Genomic DNA, 16,725 nt, shown 5'->3' with positions numbered 1-16,725 from the left:
GAATTTATGGTCAAATATCTAGTTCTGTTAATGTCATTCGCGACAGCTGTTGACGCGAAGTATCGGTGAGTTTTTGTTTGTCTAATTTGAGGTAAGCGACCTGTTCTACCGCCATGACCACGATATCATCAACCCCTTCAATCCCCATGATTTCCTGCGACCAATCTTTAATATTGATATCTTTAGGAATAGTTAAGGTAGCGCTGCTCAAATAAGGCGGTTGACGAATGGGAAAGATTAATAAAAGTGCGAGGGCCATGACGACGGCTAAGGCGCCCCACGCTAATAAGGGACTTTGGGTTAATAATAAACCACCCATCGCACCGCCGATGAAAGCACCAAAAAATTGACTAGACGAGTTTAAACCCATCGCTGTCGCCTTATTGGCTACGGGCGCGCGCTTAGAAATCCACGAAGGTATTGTCGCCTCTAACAAGTTAAAGCCAATAAAATACAGCCCTAACCCTATAATTAAGCCAACGCCCAACTGACTACCAACCGCTAAACTGGCTAAGGCTACAGCCATCAAGGCTATGGCGGCTAAAAACACTTGGCGCATTTTTTGGTGTTTTTCAGCGATGATAATAAAAGGAATGGCAATGGCAAAGCCGACGAACAACAGCGGCAGATACACATAGCCTTGCTGACGCACACTTAGTCCCAAGACCTCGGAGAACTGATGCGGGACGATGACAAAAATAGCGGTCATCGTTAGATGCAGTGCAAAAATCCCGAAGTGCAGTCGGTTTAAATCGCCCACAGCCAAAACATCTTTTAGCTGCTGACCAATCGACTTATTCGCTAAATTATGAGTAAGCACGCGGGTTGGGGTGGGCACGAAAGCCAATAGCACCATGGCCAATACCGCAAAGACAGCGGTCAACCAAAATAACCCGGATATCTTTAGACTTGATACCAGCATTGGACCGATAGCAAAGGCCAACATGATAGACGTCCCAATCGTCAGCCCCATCGTGGCCATCGCTTTGGTGCGCACTTGCTCACGGGTCACATCAGCCAGCAAGGCCATCAAAATGGCAGAGACTGCGCCACTACCGGCCAATGCGCGACCAATAATCACTTGGTAAATACTATCGGCCGTAGCCGCTAATACTCCTCCCAAAGCAAACATGATCAGGCCTATAAGAATCATCGGCTTGCGAGGAAACTTATCGGCGGCCAGGCTCATCGGAATCTGAAAGATAGCCTGACCTAAGCCATAGATACCCACGGCCAGGCCAATCAATAGCGGCGTCGCATGAGCATAATCGTTGCCGTAAACTGAAAATACCGGCACGATCATAAACAGACCAATCATTCGCAAGGCAAAAATGCCTCCCACGCCTGCGATGGCTCGTTTTTCTATCGCATTCATGCAATGCCCTCTTCAAGACCACAAACGCACATTATAGGCGATTATCTAAGTGCTTGTATGCCCTGTTCAATTAGAAGTTATATTTCTGTTAGGTTACGCGCTATCTTTTATGGTTGACCCTTGAAATATGCCTAGTTCGTAACCATTAACATCAATGCTGCTAGGCATTACGAGCGATTAAAGAGCCGTCATTACGGTTTCTGCTTAGCGATATTTCAGCGTCTGTAGCCGCACCACCTGCTTTTGTATGCAGGATTATTTTTAGCCTAAATCATTATTTTTGACCGCCGCGCTCAAGCCCTAGGTCAATTCCTTATATTAAGGAATGAACCGCGAAGCTCCTGCTTAATGTGGATGATTATTAAGTTATCAAGTAGCCAGCTCAAATCTTTCGGCTAGTAATGACCACTCGGTTTTATTTTGAGGGCGTATCGGTAAAATTCCGCTAAAACTAAAACCGTACAAATGCCATTAAATTCAGCACAGTCTTTACTGGTGATAGGCTTTAATATTCTAGCCATTGATAATGGTATAGCGGCGAGTTAGCTACCTTGCTGTAACCATCCTATTTCCTATTTTTAACCACTACCCTAGTTTATGACGCAAACCTTCTGACTAGTGACAGTTAACTGCTTGTTTGAAAACCATAACTTAACCGCTTTAGACCTCATTTAATATTAATAACTAAAAGGCATTATATGGCACACGATAGTATTAAGATTCGTGGGGCACGTACCCATAACCTGAAAAATATCGATATTGATATCCCTCGCGACAAGTTTGTGGTGATTACTGGGCTTTCAGGCTCCGGTAAGTCCTCATTGGCTTTTGATACCTTATATGCAGAAGGCCAGCGTCGCTACGTTGAGAGTCTCTCTGCCTACGCACGTCAGTTTTTATCGCAGATGGATAAGCCCGAAGTCGACAGCATCGAAGGCTTGTCGCCAGCGATTGCTATCGAGCAGAAATCCACCAACCATAACCCGCGCTCCACCGTCGGGACCATTACCGAAATTTACGATTATCTGCGCCTGCTTTATGCCCGCGTTGGTACGCCATTTTGCCCGGTGCACAATGAACCTATGGTGGCACAAACCATCACTGAGATGGTCGATGACATTATGGCGCTGCCCGAAGACACCAAGCTGATGATTTTGGCTCCGGTGGTACGTGAGCGCAAAGGCGAGCATGTGGTCTTGCTTGAGCAGCTGGTCGGTCAGGGTTTTGTGCGCGTGCGTGTCGATGGCAATGTCTATGATATGGATGAGCTGCCAGACTTAGAGAAGAATAAAAAACACACTATCGAGGTCGTGGTCGATCGCTTTAAAGTTCGTGATGATCTAGGCAACCGAGTGGCCGAAAGTTTAGAGACCGCACTCAGATTGGGTGGCGACGTTGCTGTATTGCATTATATGGACGGCAACCCCAATCCTGACGCCTCGAATACCGATAGCGATGACCAAGTTCTATCTGCCAAACACAGCTGCCCTGTGTGTGACCGTGCGGTGTCAGAGCTGGAGCCACGCCTATTCAGTTTTAATAACCCATACGGCGCATGTCCGGCCTGTGATGGCTTGGGCAAACGTCAATACTTCTCTGCAGAGAAGCTGATTACCCATCCGGACAAGTCGCTCAATCAAGGCGCAGTCAACGGTTGGGATAAGCGTCATGCGTACTACTTTGGTCTACTAACGACCGTCTGCAGTCACTTTGATATCGATATGGACGCGCCTTGGGCTACCCTGTCGCAAGAGCATAAAGATATTATCTTAAAAGGCTCGGGCAAAGAGAAAATCCTCTTTAACTTCACCGATGAACGCGGCCGCAAGACCAAAAAGACTACGCCATTTGAAGGGGTACTGCCCTACCTTGAGCGCCGCTATGCTAAGACGCAAAGTAACTTGGTGCGTGATGAGTTGGCGAAATATCTAGCCGATACCACTTGTAACGTCTGTGATGGCGCGCGTCTGAACGAGATTGCTCGTAACGTCCGCGTGGATGGTCGTGATATCGCTGAGATTGTGCGACTATCGATTGGCGATGCAGCAGAATACTACGCCAACCTGAAAATGAGCGGGGCCAAAGGCGAAGTCGCTGAAAAAATCTTTAAAGAGATTAATGAACGCCTAAACTTCTTGGTCAGTGTAGGTCTGGATTATCTCAACCTTGCGCGCTCTGCCGAGACCCTATCAGGCGGTGAAGCGCAGCGTATTCGTCTGGCTAGCCAAATTGGTGCCGGTCTCATGGGCGTGATGTACGTGCTGGATGAACCTTCAATTGGTCTACATCAACGCGATAACGATCGTTTGCTGCAAACGCTCGTGCGTCTGCGTGACCTCGGCAATACGGTATTGGTCGTCGAGCATGATGAAGATGCTATTCGTCAGGCCGATCACGTCATTGATATTGGGGTTGGTGCGGGTGTGCATGGCGGTAGCGTGATTGCCCAAGGCACGATGCAAGACATTATGAATACCAAAGGCTCACTCACGGGCGAATACCTGTCTGGTGAGAAGAAGATTGAGATTCCAAAAATCCGTCATAAAGCCAAAACGATTGATTTAAACAATCCACCAGCCCGCATCAATATCATGCCAATGGGTAAGGCAAAAGCGGCAGCAGCTAAAAAGGCAGCGGCGAATAAGAAGGAAAAGCCGAAGAATATCGTGCCAATGCAAATCGAACTAAAAGGCGCGACTGGTAATAACCTGCAAAACGTTGATTTGACCATCCCGGTAGGCGTGTTTACCTGTATCACTGGGGTATCGGGTTCGGGTAAGTCAACTTTGATTAACCGTACTTTGATGCCATTGGCTGCTACCCAGTTAAATAATGCTTCAACGCTGATAGCGGATAAGCATGAAAGTATCACAGGTCTTGAGTATCTGGACAAGATGGTCGATATTGACCAAAGCCCGATTGGCCGAACGCCACGCTCTAACCCAGCGACTTATACCGGTGTGTTTACGCCGATTCGTGATTTGTTCTCACAGACGCAAGAGGCCAAAGCTCGTGGTTATAAGGCTGGCCGCTTCAGCTTTAACGTCAAAGGCGGTCGTTGTGAGACTTGTCAGGGTGATGGCTTGATCAAAGTTGAGATGCATTTCTTACCGGATATGTACGTGCCGTGTGACAGCTGTCATGGCAAACGCTATAACCGTGAGACGCTAGATATTCATTACAAAGGCAAGAACATCGCTGAAGTCTTGGATATGACGGTTGAAGATGCGACTGAGTTCTTCTCAGCCATCCCACCGATCCATCGTCGTCTAGAGGCATTGATGCATGTTGGTCTGAGCTACATCCGCTTGGGTCAGTCAGCGCCAACGCTATCTGGCGGTGAGGCGCAACGTGTTAAATTGGCTCGTGAGCTGGCTAAGCGCGACACCGGTCAGACGTTGTATATCTTGGATGAGCCGACGACTGGTCTGCATTTCCATGACATTTACAAGCTGCTCAATATCTTGCATACCTTGCGTGATAAGGGCAATACCATCGTGGTTATCGAGCATAACTTAGACGTGATTAAGACTGCGGATTGGGTAATTGACTTAGGTCCTGAAGGCGGTAAAGGCGGTGGTATGATTATCGCTGAAGGCACGCCAGAAGAGGTTGCCGAGGTTAAGGACTCTTATACCGGTCACTTCTTAAAGCCGATGCTAGAGCGTGAGAAGAAATCTGCTTAGTATTAGGTTGATTGTCAGAGATTAATAGAAAGGCCGTTCTTTAGGGGATGGCCTTTTTTATTGGCAAAATACATTTTTGGAATAGCTTTAAGCAATTCTAAGCGCGTAAGAGCAACGCCCTAAGCTGGGCATGACTCACCTTCCCTGTCTTAGTCATAGGCATTTCATCTAATAAAACAATCTGTCGTGGCATCTGATAGCGGGCTAATTTAGGTTTTAGCCATTCCATGAGCTGCTCAGCGCTGATTAATGTGGTTGGTAATTGACCTTCATTTGCATAGACTGAAGGCTCAAACTCATTATTTGTATTGAGACGAACGAAGGCAATAAGCCGTTTGCCAAACTCCTCATTATCCACTGCAATAACCGCCACTTGATCGACCTGCGGATGCTGATTGAGAGCATTTTCAATATCGGTCGGATACACATTCTCCCCGCCTGACACAATCATGTCATCGGCTCGACCCTTCAAAAATAGATAGCCTTCTACATTCTGATAAGCCAAGTCACCTGTACTGATATAACTTGGGCCACTGCGTCTTAATGGTTTAGCTTCAGTTGGTTTATTGTCCATTGACCAAGCTGTGCCAAGACTTAAAACACCAATGCCAGTGCCAATATCGGGGTCAGAGGGGTCCTGTTTGGCATGCTTAGCTTGGCTACCTAAGGTTTGCTCGATAGGTAAAATCTGCAGCCGCACCCCGCGGATAGCTTTGCCAATACTGTCTGGATAGCGATGTAAATCGGCTGGGGTCGCCATAACCCCAAACCCCGCCTCGGACGTTCCATAAAGATTAAATAAGGTATCGCCAGTATGCGTCAAAGTCTGCGTGGCAAGATGGGCATCGAGCTTTGCCCCACCTGAAATAATTCGCTTGACCGAGCGAAAGGTGGGCTCGTAATGACAGTTATCGCTATGATTTTGCGCTGTTCTATCTTCAGCTCGCTCACCTTTGCATAGATTATAGTTATGCTGATTGAGCTGGTCATAGTCCAACAGTCGCTTAAGTAAGGTCGGCACTAAAATCAGCGTCTCAATCTGATTTTGATAGATTAACTGACTAATCTTAGCCGTAGCAAAAGTATTACTGATGAAGATGCGGCCCGATAGTAGGACAGAAATCAGCAGCGCTGCCAGACCATAACCATGATAAAAAGGAGTGGCAATATAGACAGACTGGTACTTCGCTAGCTCTACATCGTTGAGTAGCGCTAAAAATGGTACCAGCATAGCAAAAGGGGACGGTTCGCGATCAGCAAACTTGATGCGCCCACTAGTGCCGCCGGTTAGCACGTTAATTTTGCCTGAGGATTGGCGGGGTAATTGCGGAGCGCTGGTTAGATATGGGTTGGATTTTTGGATAGCAGTTAGGCCTTTAGCGGCCAAAGCAAGGAATTGCTGCAAAGTTGTACTGCTAATTATAAGGGGTGCGGCGGTAGCAGTAGACTTTGGGGTTGAGGCTATTGCCGGTTCAATCAGAACGTTGATATCAGCAAACTTATCGTCACAGATGAGCATATCGTAGGGTTGTTGGGCAAGGATATGCGCGATTTGGCTATGGCTCATATCGGTATTGAGCAAAGTGATGTCAGCACCCAATCGAGCAGCAGCGAATAACGCTAAGATACCGCTAGTATGGTTGGAGCAAAGTAGCGCAATTTTGGTTTTTGGTTTCGTTGTACCTTTTAGGGCATACCTATTTAAAAAGGTTTTAATGGAACTAAGCTTAGAAGTTGGATGACGCTGAGAGGTTGAATGACGGTTTGGGCTGGGCTCATCGAGTGGGTCACAGTGAGCGTTTCTTTGTAGTTCGTCATTGAGATAGCCCGATAAAGATAGAGCCATTTCGTAGCATTGTCGATAGGTGTATTGCTGATTGAAAGTGGCTCTATTTGGCGCCATCTGACTGGCAAACTCAAGCAGGACCATCAGGTTTGCGCCATGCTGGTAGAGCGACTTTGTGACGCATCGAGCGCCTTTAGGGGTAAGTAGGCCAATCTTATATAAATTACGAATGCTAGTAGACCCCCAACGCCACCAAGACGTCGCTACTGCATTTGACGCCAATGTCGATTTATTATTTTTATTTTGGCTTTGCGGACTAGTCGTCATTCATGGGTCTCTAGTTTAGTTTCTACTGTTTTTTAGGCGTGCTTGTCGCCGATAATAACTGCGAACCACCAACGCCAATGGTTTTTGTAATAGTACTGATAGCACTTCAACAGGATATAACCACCAAGGTTTAAAGCTAGGTTTTTTGTGAATAATAAGCCTACTGATTAGGGCAGCCGCTTGCTCAGGGCGCATCGCAGGCGCAGACTGATACATAGCCGTTGGCGCAATCATCCGAGTGCGCACTAAGGGCAGGTACAAGGTACTGGTAGTGATGCCTTGGGCGTATAACTCGGGTGACACTGAGCGAAACCACTGGTCAAAAGCAGACTTTGACGCTTGGTAAGCCGACCATTCTGGCATTGGCGGCAGCAATACATTAAGCGCAGATACGTTAATGATCTGCCCTTGGTTGACTTGCAGATGAGGTATTAGACCTAGGCACAGTTTCACGGGGGCGAGGTAGTTTAGGCGAATGGTGCGCTCATAGTCGTGACTACGCTCAAGCGACTTCATGATAGAGCGCTTGATAGATTGACCCGCGTTATTAATAAATATATCCACATTCTGGCGCTGTAAAAACTCAATAAAACTTTGCAGCTCATCCTCATCTCTAAGGTCGATGGGATAAATACTCGCTAGACCATATTTTTGGATAATACGGGCTTGAACCTGTTTTAATTTTTCTGTGGTTCTGCCGACTAATATCAGGTTGGCCGGTTTTTGTAGACTGGTTTGCTCTGCCTCTCGTAGGTTTAGGCTCGCTAATAGGTAGGCCAGCTGCTCACCAATGCCGTAGCTAGCACCGGTAATCAGTATGGTTTTGCCCGATACCGCCTGAGCCAATCGCTGCCGCTCAAGATTTGATAAAGCGCTACTTGGAAATAATAGCTTTTCAAGCAAGCGAGTACTTAGCAGCGACTCGCGGGCTAATTCTGAATCGGGTTTATACTGAGTCATAATAGTTTTATCGTATCCATCCTGATTAGAGCTAGTCCGTTGCAGCAGTGCAGTAGAGACTTACTTACTGGTTTAATGCGGCAGCAGAATCAGCAAGCTATAGTCATCGCACTAAAGCGTCTTAATTACCCAATACCCACTCATCATTCACCTTATAGACCTTAAAGTTGGCCTTGTCAGTACGACTGTTGCCACCAATAGTTTGCTGAATATTAGCGGTACACATATAGGTGTTATCCCCTTCCACACTGTCACAATTTAAATCTTTAACGGCTTCAAGTTTTGGCATCATGCCGGCCATCATACTGCCCATAGCCTTCGCCATTTCTTGGTCTTGGGCACCGGCGCTATTCATGGCGTCGTTCATAGCGCTATGCGCTTGTTGATATTGCGCTTCGATTAAACCCTCTACTTCACTTTCAGAAGGCCCTTTGGAACAAGCTACGAATAGCGGGGTGAGCAGCAAAACAGCAACTAGCTTAGGTAGGCGCATAACGATATATTCCTTAAATAAAAATGAGTAATGAATAATATTATAAGTAGGATAAATCATATTGTGCCCTATTATTTAAGTCAACGAACCTATTTATATTTAATTTCTAATTAAATTAGATTCTTGCTGCAATACGCATAAAAAAAGAGATGCTCAATAGCACCTCTTTTGTTGACCCTAGTTCTATAAAACTAACAGCTAACTTTTTTACCCGTTTTATTAATGCAATAACCTTTATCCTTGTCGCCTTGCCATAATTCTATTTTTGCTTTGCCATTATTGAAATGGAAGGAGATTTAAATAATCAGCGAGTTTTAGCTCCATTTCCCTTCATTATTTAATCATTAACCTTATAAAGCCCTGACGTAGCTTGATCGCATCCTATGTTAAACTGTCGTAGCATTTTGCATACGCTATAATCTATCCACGCTTACCAAAATCATGTCGCCCTTAACTTCTTGGTCCCTTTTATGAATTTAACGCTCCTACCGATTGGGTTCAGTGTATTGTGCTGGCTTATCATACCGATACTATTGTTTTCCAAATTATTCTTAAGTAAAAGCCGTAAGGAAACGGTCGATGTTATCGCCTTTCTTATCGTACTGCTAAGTTTGGCTAGCCTAATCGTATTTTTCGTCCTCGCCCGTCCTTAATCCCTATTATTTGCCTGATTATATGGGCCCTTTTATTGAGTAAATGCTATGCAGTGGACGCTTTACCTCTCTCTATTACCAATTGGCTTTGGCGTCATGACTTTCGTCGTCAGTATGATTTGCCTATTTGGCTACATTACCAGTGATAATATAGTGACTAAAAAGAAGCTGTTGGCTTGGTTTTTACGGTTAATTACGGTCGCTATTTTGCTGATAGGCGTTGGTGGATTTTTCGCCAGTCGCCATTTTTAATTATCCTCAATACCCTACTGGTTTCTTATATTTAATCTTATTTGAAACGGTTACCTAATGAGCCACTGAGATAAACTTTCTGGCTAAAACTCATGATAGGACTGAGGCTAGCGTAAATCTATATCAGTAGCTCTGTGGCAAATCTTTAATGGATTGACTGCACCAGTACTCTTGCAATGAGTACAAGACTACTGCGCTCTCTTCTCAAGCGTCAATAACTGCAAATCTTCGCGCAGCGGCTCGCCATTATTGCCATCATTAGGGAATGGCATACTCTCCCCCGTTAGCTCATAGCCGCGGCGCTGATAATAAGCCAATAGTTCAGGGCGATGATTGAGGATACTCATGGTCAAGCGACAAGGCGCCTGCTCGCTACTAAAGTGGCGCATGGCAAAGGTCTCGGCCGCGTTTAGCACCACATCGCCAATCCCTTGCCCTTGCAAGTCTGGATGCACGGCAAACATACCGATATAAGCCTTAATGCCATCAGCACTCTTGGCGTCATCCTCCGCTGAATGACCCTCCTGCCCTTGCACCCCGATACACGCCAGTATTTCACCGGTCTCATTGCCTTCACGCAGACCCGTATCGGTTTTTGGGTAAACGAATAAATATTGCTTCGCGTCATTAATCACGTTTTGTAACTCCGCCTGAGTGGTGCGGATGCCGCCGATTAACTGCGCTTCATTGGTCCAACCCTCCTGATTGCGATAACAGCGGTTCATTAACACTTCTAATGCGGGGACATCGGCTATGGTGGCTACCCGTAAAAACACGTTTTCCTTTTGCGCAGTCTTCGCTTCATTAGTCATTATTTTATCCTGGTTAATTGGTGGTCATTTTTAGCTTTGGTCATAATTGTAGCTTAGGTTTTAGTAGTGATTATAAGGGTATTGCGCAAGCATTTTAACGATTTATAGCCTTGCTGTATTTCATTGAATGCTAATATAGGCGCAATCGATTTTCTCAATACGGCCCCTTACTATGTCTGAACACCTTTCTGCTGCTGAGAATGCCAGCGCACCGTCTTTAAGCCAACTGCTCAACAGTACTGACTTTGCCGCTTTTACCGACCCTCGGCAATTGCCACAACCCGGTACTTCGCCTATTCAACAAGCCACGCATAAAATTTGCCCTGAGCATTTTATCGTCAATGAGCAATTAGATATTGAGTTTAGTGGCGAAGGCGAACATCTCTGGCTGTTTATACAAAAGACGGGCATGAATACGGCGCATGCAGCCAAGCTATTAGCAGAATGGGCGGGCATACCAGAGCGTGATGTGGGGTATTCAGGACTGAAAGACAGACAGGCGGTGACGACGCAATGGTTTAGCTTACGCATCCCCAATCGCACACTACCCGAAGCGCCTTTTAATCCCGTTTTAACAGATGACACCGTCTTGGATGGGCAAAGTACGCTAGCACCAACAATAGCAAGCGAATCCGCTAGCCCGCAAGAACAAATTGCGGTACTCGAGCAGCATTGGCACAATAAAAAACTCAGTCGCGGCGCCCATAAGGCCAACCAATTTATCTTAACCTTGACTGAGGTGCAAGCAGATGATCCGGCGGCAGTAGACGCGCGCTTGCAGCAGATCGCTCAAAGTGGCGTGCCCAATTATTTTGGTGCGCAGCGCTTTGGTCATGGCGGCAATAATATCAGTGAAGCGCTAAAATGGTTCCATGATGAGCAATTAAAATCCGCCCCTATTGCCCCTAACGAACAATCTGAAAAATCTGAGCCTAGCGCCCACACAGACAATCAGCGTAAGGATAAACGCGGCAAACGTAATAAGGAACGGAAAATTAGCAAACGGCTGCGCGAACAACACTCTATGCGCTTGTCTGCTGCCCGCAGTCTGATATTTAACCGCATACTCGCAGCACGTGTCAGCGACGGCACTTGGCATAGTGGTCTGGCAGGAGAAGTGTTTAATTTGGCTGGGACCGGCTCTATCTTTGCTAGCGAGCAATTAGACGCCACCTTACTTGAGCGCTTACAGGCGCAAGACATTCACCCAACCGCTCCTTTATGGGGCTTAGATAATGATAAAGTGACTGGGGTCGCCCGCCAGCTTGAAGATGAGATTATCGCAAGCGAACCTGTGTTGACGCGTTTGGCTCAAGGATTAGAGGCACAAAAGGTTAAAGCGCAAAGACGAGCGTTAAGATTAGTACCGCAGGAATTAGCGTGGCAGTGGTTAGGCAATGCTAGCTTGCAGCTCCAATTTAGCTTACCGACCGGCAGCTATGCGACCAGCGTCTTATACAGTTTGGTGCAGCAGCTCAATAGCCACCAGTAACCGTTACGTGAGGGCATTTTTAAAACCAGTAGCTTCGGAGACTATGGCCGTCAGCTTAATGACTAGGGACGACTCAACGGCTAGAATCGACTACAAGTCAAAAGACGGTTGCGGAATTTTATTGCTCAAGACTAGGCTATCAACACTAGCGACTTGATTACGGCCATTGTCCTTAGCCTCATACAGCGCTGTATCGGCCACTCCGATGAGGCTCTGAATAACCATATCGGTTATCTTACTGCTCTTGGCCGTATTGAGCATTTCATCACTTAGCGCATCAAGATAAGAGGTTTGCAGCGCGGCAACATCTTGCTGACTTAAAGTGGCTACGCCAAAGCTAGCCGTGACCTGTAAAATCATATCATTACCGATATAAATGCTGTGCTCTGCAATCTCTTTTCTTAACGCTTCGGCAATCATTAGCGCGGTCGAGTGGCTGGTATGCGGCAAGGCTAATAGAAACTCCTCTCCTCCGTAGCGACTGACTTCATGACGGCGCATGAGCGCATGACTGAGCAGCTCGGAGATGTCTTGTAAGACCTGATCGCCTGCCGGATGACCATAGGTATCATTCACCGCTTTAAAATAATCTAAATCCAATAAAATCACGCTATAGTCTTGATTATAGCCATGTTTATGCTTGTCATTAAATAGCGATTGCTGAATCCAAGACAGCATACTGCGGCGATTTTTTAGTCCAGTCAGCGCATCATGGTCGGCATTGTATTGAATCTCGCGTTTATTGCGGTCGATAATCGTCAATAAAGTGCGAAATAAGTAGACGATAACCATCGCTTTTGGCAGCGCAAAGTAGATGGAGGTCATTTGCCAAAACAATAAATTACTGCGCTGTACTTGCAACACTTTTTCGATATCAGCATTAGAGATATTAGCACTGGCCATAGTCTCAACACCTGGGTGTCCAGTACTTTGATAGTCAGCTGTCATATTCAGCAAATAATCATGGATAGCCGCCACTTGCGTATAAGCGTAACCTTCGGTGGGACTGCTCGTCACCACATCATTGGTCATCGAGGGCAAAGGTACTTTACGTAGGCTATGTATCTCTATGCCGAAATAAGGCAGGATAGTAAAAACTAGAATAAATCCGACATATATATTAAATCCCCACCAGACTATACGCTTGTCAATCAGCAACATAGCTAGCATGGCCCCGCCCACTAACGAGACCCCCGTCGTCAGTCCGCTATACCCTAAAACGGTGGTTAATACAGCGATATAAATACAATAGACCATCAACATGAGCCATTGCCAAGTATATAAACTTACCTTGGAGGCTCTTAAATGATGCAGTCGATAGGTTAGCCAAGAATAAAATATCGCGACCAATGTAGTAGCGAACCAGAACCATTGAAACAAGTCCATATTGATATGAGAGGCAAGCCTATCACTATTTACCCAGACCATCAGCCCCCATGCCCACTGCAACACCACTTCTATCAGAATGAAGAAGGCCAAAAGCGAGGCACGGTCTCCCTCCTGCCACTCAAAAATAATTTGCGCCAGTTTTTTATAGCCTTTTTGGTACAGTGACACACTCATTATTGAGCTGATCTTACAGATATTAATAGCATTTCAGCATAATCCATGTTTAGAGAGGCATTTATATTTAAGCCTTATTTTTCTTATAGTTAACTATACCATCAACGCGACAGTCTCTATCATTAAGCTATCCATTATTTATTAGTAATACTCGGTAATTTTTGCAAAAGCAGAGGCGGTCAGCACGAGAGTAGTGACGACTATTTAGAACATAGTTAATAAATTTTAATCTGTAATTTAAGAACGTTATACGTAAAAAATCAACTCTATAGCTGATAAATCTGACCAAAGGTAACTATTTAAGCATCACCTACAATTACCGTTTAAGTACTCCCTATAAGTACAGCGTGGGATAGAATTTTATTTACATTCTAAACTCCCTTAATGTTTTTTCTGAAAAGGCTATAACCCCCATAATAATTTATTTTTTTATTAATTAAAACTTAATAATTATCATACTAATCCTTACTTTATTTTTGCTGAAAACACATTTGCTAAGCAGGTGCCTTTAAATCCGTTTTTTAAAATAAAAAAAACACCCTGTTATAAGGGTGTTTTTGCTACCAATCTAAGTAATGGGGTTTAACTAAAGCGAATGGGCTGTCTATAACATAACCAGGAATAACGCTGCCTTACAGCCGTTATTCCTTAGCTAGCAAAATTTAGCTAGCAAACTGTTGCCACACGCCTTGTTGCTCTGGTGTCGGTTTTGGCGTATCCCCCAGTTTGCGCCACGGCATGCTAGTCCCATGATAGTCGCTACCAATAGACACGCTCAGCTCGTGCTCAGCGATACAGCGATCGACCATTTTTCGCGTACTTAACGGCTCATCACTGCTCGGCAGCTCGGCACCATCTCCATTTAGCTCAGCGAATTCACTGATCAGCTTACGGACACGAGTCGCCGAGAGACGATAGCGGGTAGGATGTGCCAAGACAGCCTTGCCACCACACTCTTGGATTAATTTAATCGCATCGGCCATACTTAACGCTTCGATGGCGACGTAGGCCGGTTTATTATCGGCTAGATATTTATCAAAAGCTTGTTGGACCGTCTTTACCACCCCATTAGCGTGCAGGACTTGACCAATATGGGCCCGCCCTACTGCTTGCGGATTACCGCCCGCTTTGGTGAGTACCGCTTGCCATAGCTCAGCCGCTGCTGTCTCATCTAATGCCAGAATTTCAACCAACTTATCGACGATATGGCGGCCTCTATCGGCTCGGCTTTGCTGCAGCGTCTCAAGCGCGTTTTGCATCGTGGTGATATCGTAGAAGTCTAAGCCTAAGACATGGATGATTTTATCTTTAGACTTATTCTTACCATAACCGCCGCTTAAAGTATGCTCGCAGCTAATCTCCACGCCGTTAATCAGCTTAATCCCGCAGTCCGCTGCTACCGCTTTGGCTTCTTCTATCCCTAAAATGGTGTCGTGATCGGTCAAGGCCAACATCTCTACGCCAGCGCTATGGGCGCGGGTGACCAACTCCGCTGGTGAGTCGCTGCCGTCAGAGCGCGTGCTGTGACAATGTAAGTCTACTTTCATATCAATACCTATTTTTTGGCAGCAGCGGTTTACTAAAGCGCTGCCGTCGTGATTAGCCGTTTAATTGGAATACCCTGTGAAACGGCCGTCAATATTTTAAGCGGTATGCTTTATCCAATCGCAGTACTTAGATTGTGCGCATAAATGGGGGAATAGTAAGGTGCACTCACCTAAATTTCACTACTATCTGCCTTTATTGTACCGTGATAGCCGGTAAGATGTTTGTCTGCTTTTTTTTACCTGCTGCGCGGTGTAAACTACGCACTACGTTTTAACCGAGCAAATTGCCACGCTATGAAAGCCTTCTTAGACTTTATTCCCTTAATTGCCTTTTTTATCGGTGCCAAAAATTTTGGTATCCTAGCCGGTGCGGCGGCTTTATTAGTCGCGACCTTAATTGTATATTCTATACATTTAATTAAACAAAAAGGTAAGCTCGATAAGCAGCAATGGGTCACCTTGGTCTTGACCGTGTTCTTTTGTGGGTTAACCTTGCTGTTAAAAGACGACATCTTTTTGAAGTGGAAGTCCACGGTCATCAACGGCATATTTGCGGTGGCCTTAATCATCAGTGTGTTTATTAATAAACCGCTACTGAAACTGGCGATGAAGACCGTGTTTACCCTGACGCCTTCGGGTTGGAATAAACTCACGCTAGCTTGGGCCGCCTACTTTATCCTGATGGCTGGGTTACAGTATTATTTTGCTTTTTATACCTCAGAGCAGACTTGGATTGATTTTAAATCTTATGGTTGGATTCCAGTAATGTTAGTGTTTATGATTGGCCAATTTGTGGTGCTAAAAAATCATATTAATCCGGAAGTCACTGATAAATCTAAATAGCTTGTGAGTGCTACCTGTTTTCACACTCCGTCTAATAACCGCACGCCCATTTTAAGGAAGCCCTATGCCCTTATTCGCCATCATTGCCCATGACGTCGCAGACAGCAGCGAGCTGCGTAAGGCCACCCGCCCCGCTCATATCGCTAGATTAAAGCAATTAGAGGCTGAGTCTCGTCTGGTCATCGCAGGACCGACGCCGATTGCTCATGCAGAAGCTGCGATGTCAGGCAGTATTGTTATTGCAGCTTTTGACTCACTAACGGCCGCGCAAGAGTGGGCCAATGCAGACCCTTATTTTGCTGCAGGCGTTTATAGCCATGTCGATATCAAACCCTTCATACAGGCCCTACCACAAGTAGAGGCTCCATGAAGCCGATGAAGTCCCTTAAGTCCCTGAAACATTGGTTATCTCGCCAGACTGCCCTGCCTGCTTTAAATAGCGTGCTGCCTGGTTTAAGCAGCGCTTTGCTCAGTGGCGTCTTATTAACGACGACCGCTTATGCTGCGCCAACGGTGACCGTAACGGATCCTACGACCGGTCAGCCCGTAGCTCAGGCACCCGCGGCGGGCTTGACCACTCCTGTGGATCCAAACGCACCTACTGATGGCGTGGCTACCGCTGCGGTAATCGACCCCAATAGCTTAGCGGCGCAGCTACAACCCACTGACAACGCTCTATCGGTGGCCAATCAAGAGCTGCTCAGTCGCAATGCCAAGCTACAACGCGAGGTCAATGACTTACAGACTCAGGTCAACGTTTTGATTTATGAGAGCAAAGGCCAGATGTTTTTATATGGCGCTTTTACCGTTTTAGTCAGCTTATTAGTCGGTATCTTTGTCTCATGGTTAGTGTTTGTACGGCGTCAGCGCTGGTAGAGGGCCGTTGTAAAATAACAGCGGCCACTCTATAAGGTGAGCTTATAGCGACCTTAGCGC

At 46.0% G+C, this 16,725-nt stretch carries 14 protein-coding genes; 7 read left to right on the top strand and 7 right to left on the bottom strand.

What is annotated here, in order from left to right; translation table 11 throughout:
• Positions 1-10 precede the first annotated feature (10 nt).
• On the bottom strand, positions 11-1,375 hold the full coding sequence (locus ACZ2XM_RS09690; protein WP_490588598.1) for an MFS transporter: 1,365 nt from the start codon (positions 1,373-1,375) through the stop codon (positions 11-13).
• Between the two features lie 698 nt (positions 1,376-2,073).
• Here ACZ2XM_RS09690 and uvrA point away from each other — a divergent pair.
• The gene (gene uvrA, locus ACZ2XM_RS09685; protein WP_490588597.1) at positions 2,074-5,061 is read left to right on the top strand and encodes an excinuclease ABC subunit UvrA; all 2,988 of its coding nucleotides are present in this window, start codon (positions 2,074-2,076) and stop codon (positions 5,059-5,061) included.
• Between the two features lie 97 nt (positions 5,062-5,158).
• Here uvrA and ACZ2XM_RS09680 read toward each other — a convergent pair whose 3' ends face one another.
• The 3 genes from ACZ2XM_RS09680 to ACZ2XM_RS09670 all read right to left on the bottom strand — a co-directional run bounded on the left by ACZ2XM_RS09680 (position 5,159) and on the right by ACZ2XM_RS09670 (position 8,627).
• On the bottom strand, positions 5,159-7,174 hold the full coding sequence (locus ACZ2XM_RS09680; protein WP_490588596.1) for an AMP-binding protein: 2,016 nt from the start codon (positions 7,172-7,174) through the stop codon (positions 5,159-5,161).
• Between the two features lie 15 nt (positions 7,175-7,189).
• Complete coding sequence (locus ACZ2XM_RS09675; protein WP_490588595.1) at positions 7,190-8,134, bottom strand: SDR family NAD(P)-dependent oxidoreductase; 945 nt, start codon at positions 8,132-8,134, stop codon at positions 7,190-7,192.
• 121 nt (positions 8,135-8,255) lie between these two features.
• A complete protein-coding gene (locus ACZ2XM_RS09670; RefSeq protein ID WP_490588594.1) occupies positions 8,256-8,627 on the bottom strand; it encodes a hypothetical protein in 372 nt (123 codons plus the stop codon).
• Positions 8,628-9,097: 470 nt separating this feature from the next.
• Here ACZ2XM_RS09670 and ACZ2XM_RS09665 point away from each other — a divergent pair, with 470 nt between their 5' ends.
• Both ACZ2XM_RS09665 and ACZ2XM_RS09660 read left to right on the top strand, forming a co-directional pair.
• Positions 9,098-9,280, top strand: coding sequence for a hypothetical protein (locus ACZ2XM_RS09665; protein WP_490588593.1), 183 nt, complete (start codon positions 9,098-9,100; stop codon positions 9,278-9,280).
• Between the two features lie 48 nt (positions 9,281-9,328).
• Positions 9,329-9,532: a hypothetical protein gene (locus tag ACZ2XM_RS09660; protein ID WP_490588592.1), complete on the top strand. Its 204-nt coding sequence runs from the start codon at positions 9,329-9,331 to the stop codon at positions 9,530-9,532.
• Positions 9,533-9,720: 188 nt separating this feature from the next.
• On the opposite strand, the gene ACZ2XM_RS09655 is transcribed toward ACZ2XM_RS09660, so the two are convergent.
• Positions 9,721-10,344, bottom strand: a complete 624-nt coding sequence (locus ACZ2XM_RS09655; protein ID WP_490588591.1) for a GNAT family N-acetyltransferase — start codon at positions 10,342-10,344, stop codon at positions 9,721-9,723.
• A gap of 172 nt (positions 10,345-10,516) precedes the next feature.
• Between ACZ2XM_RS09655 and truD the strand changes: the two genes are divergently transcribed.
• Positions 10,517-11,836, top strand: a complete 1,320-nt coding sequence (gene truD, locus ACZ2XM_RS09650) for a tRNA pseudouridine(13) synthase TruD (protein ID WP_490588590.1) — start codon at positions 10,517-10,519, stop codon at positions 11,834-11,836.
• A gap of 90 nt (positions 11,837-11,926) precedes the next feature.
• On the opposite strand, the gene ACZ2XM_RS09645 is transcribed toward truD, so the two are convergent.
• Both ACZ2XM_RS09645 and ACZ2XM_RS09640 read right to left on the bottom strand, forming a co-directional pair.
• Complete coding sequence (locus ACZ2XM_RS09645) at positions 11,927-13,399, bottom strand: GGDEF domain-containing protein (RefSeq protein WP_490588589.1); 1,473 nt, start codon at positions 13,397-13,399, stop codon at positions 11,927-11,929.
• Positions 13,400-14,061: 662 nt separating this feature from the next.
• Positions 14,062-14,946, bottom strand: a complete 885-nt coding sequence (locus tag ACZ2XM_RS09640) for a PHP domain-containing protein (protein ID WP_490588588.1) — start codon at positions 14,944-14,946, stop codon at positions 14,062-14,064.
• A gap of 294 nt (positions 14,947-15,240) precedes the next feature.
• Here ACZ2XM_RS09640 and ispZ point away from each other — a divergent pair, with 294 nt between their 5' ends.
• From ispZ to ACZ2XM_RS09625, 3 genes are all read left to right on the top strand, one after another.
• Positions 15,241-15,789, top strand: a complete 549-nt coding sequence (gene ispZ, locus ACZ2XM_RS09635) for a septation protein IspZ (RefSeq protein ID WP_490588587.1) — start codon at positions 15,241-15,243, stop codon at positions 15,787-15,789.
• A 64-nt stretch (positions 15,790-15,853) separates the two neighbouring features.
• Positions 15,854-16,159 (top strand): YciI family protein, encoded by a 306-nt coding sequence (locus tag ACZ2XM_RS09630; protein ID WP_490588586.1) that lies wholly within the window; start codon positions 15,854-15,856, stop codon positions 16,157-16,159.
• Positions 16,156-16,665, top strand: coding sequence for a hypothetical protein (locus ACZ2XM_RS09625; RefSeq protein WP_490588585.1), 510 nt, complete (start codon positions 16,156-16,158; stop codon positions 16,663-16,665). Before ACZ2XM_RS09630 ends, ACZ2XM_RS09625 begins: the two co-directional genes overlap by 4 nt.
• Positions 16,666-16,725 lie beyond the last annotated feature (60 nt).

Source organism: Psychrobacter sp. CoH-33_TS_01 (assembly GCF_058189395.1).
The sequence above is the reverse complement of the archived record's forward strand: the minus strand, read 5'-3'. Positions and strand labels throughout refer to the sequence as shown.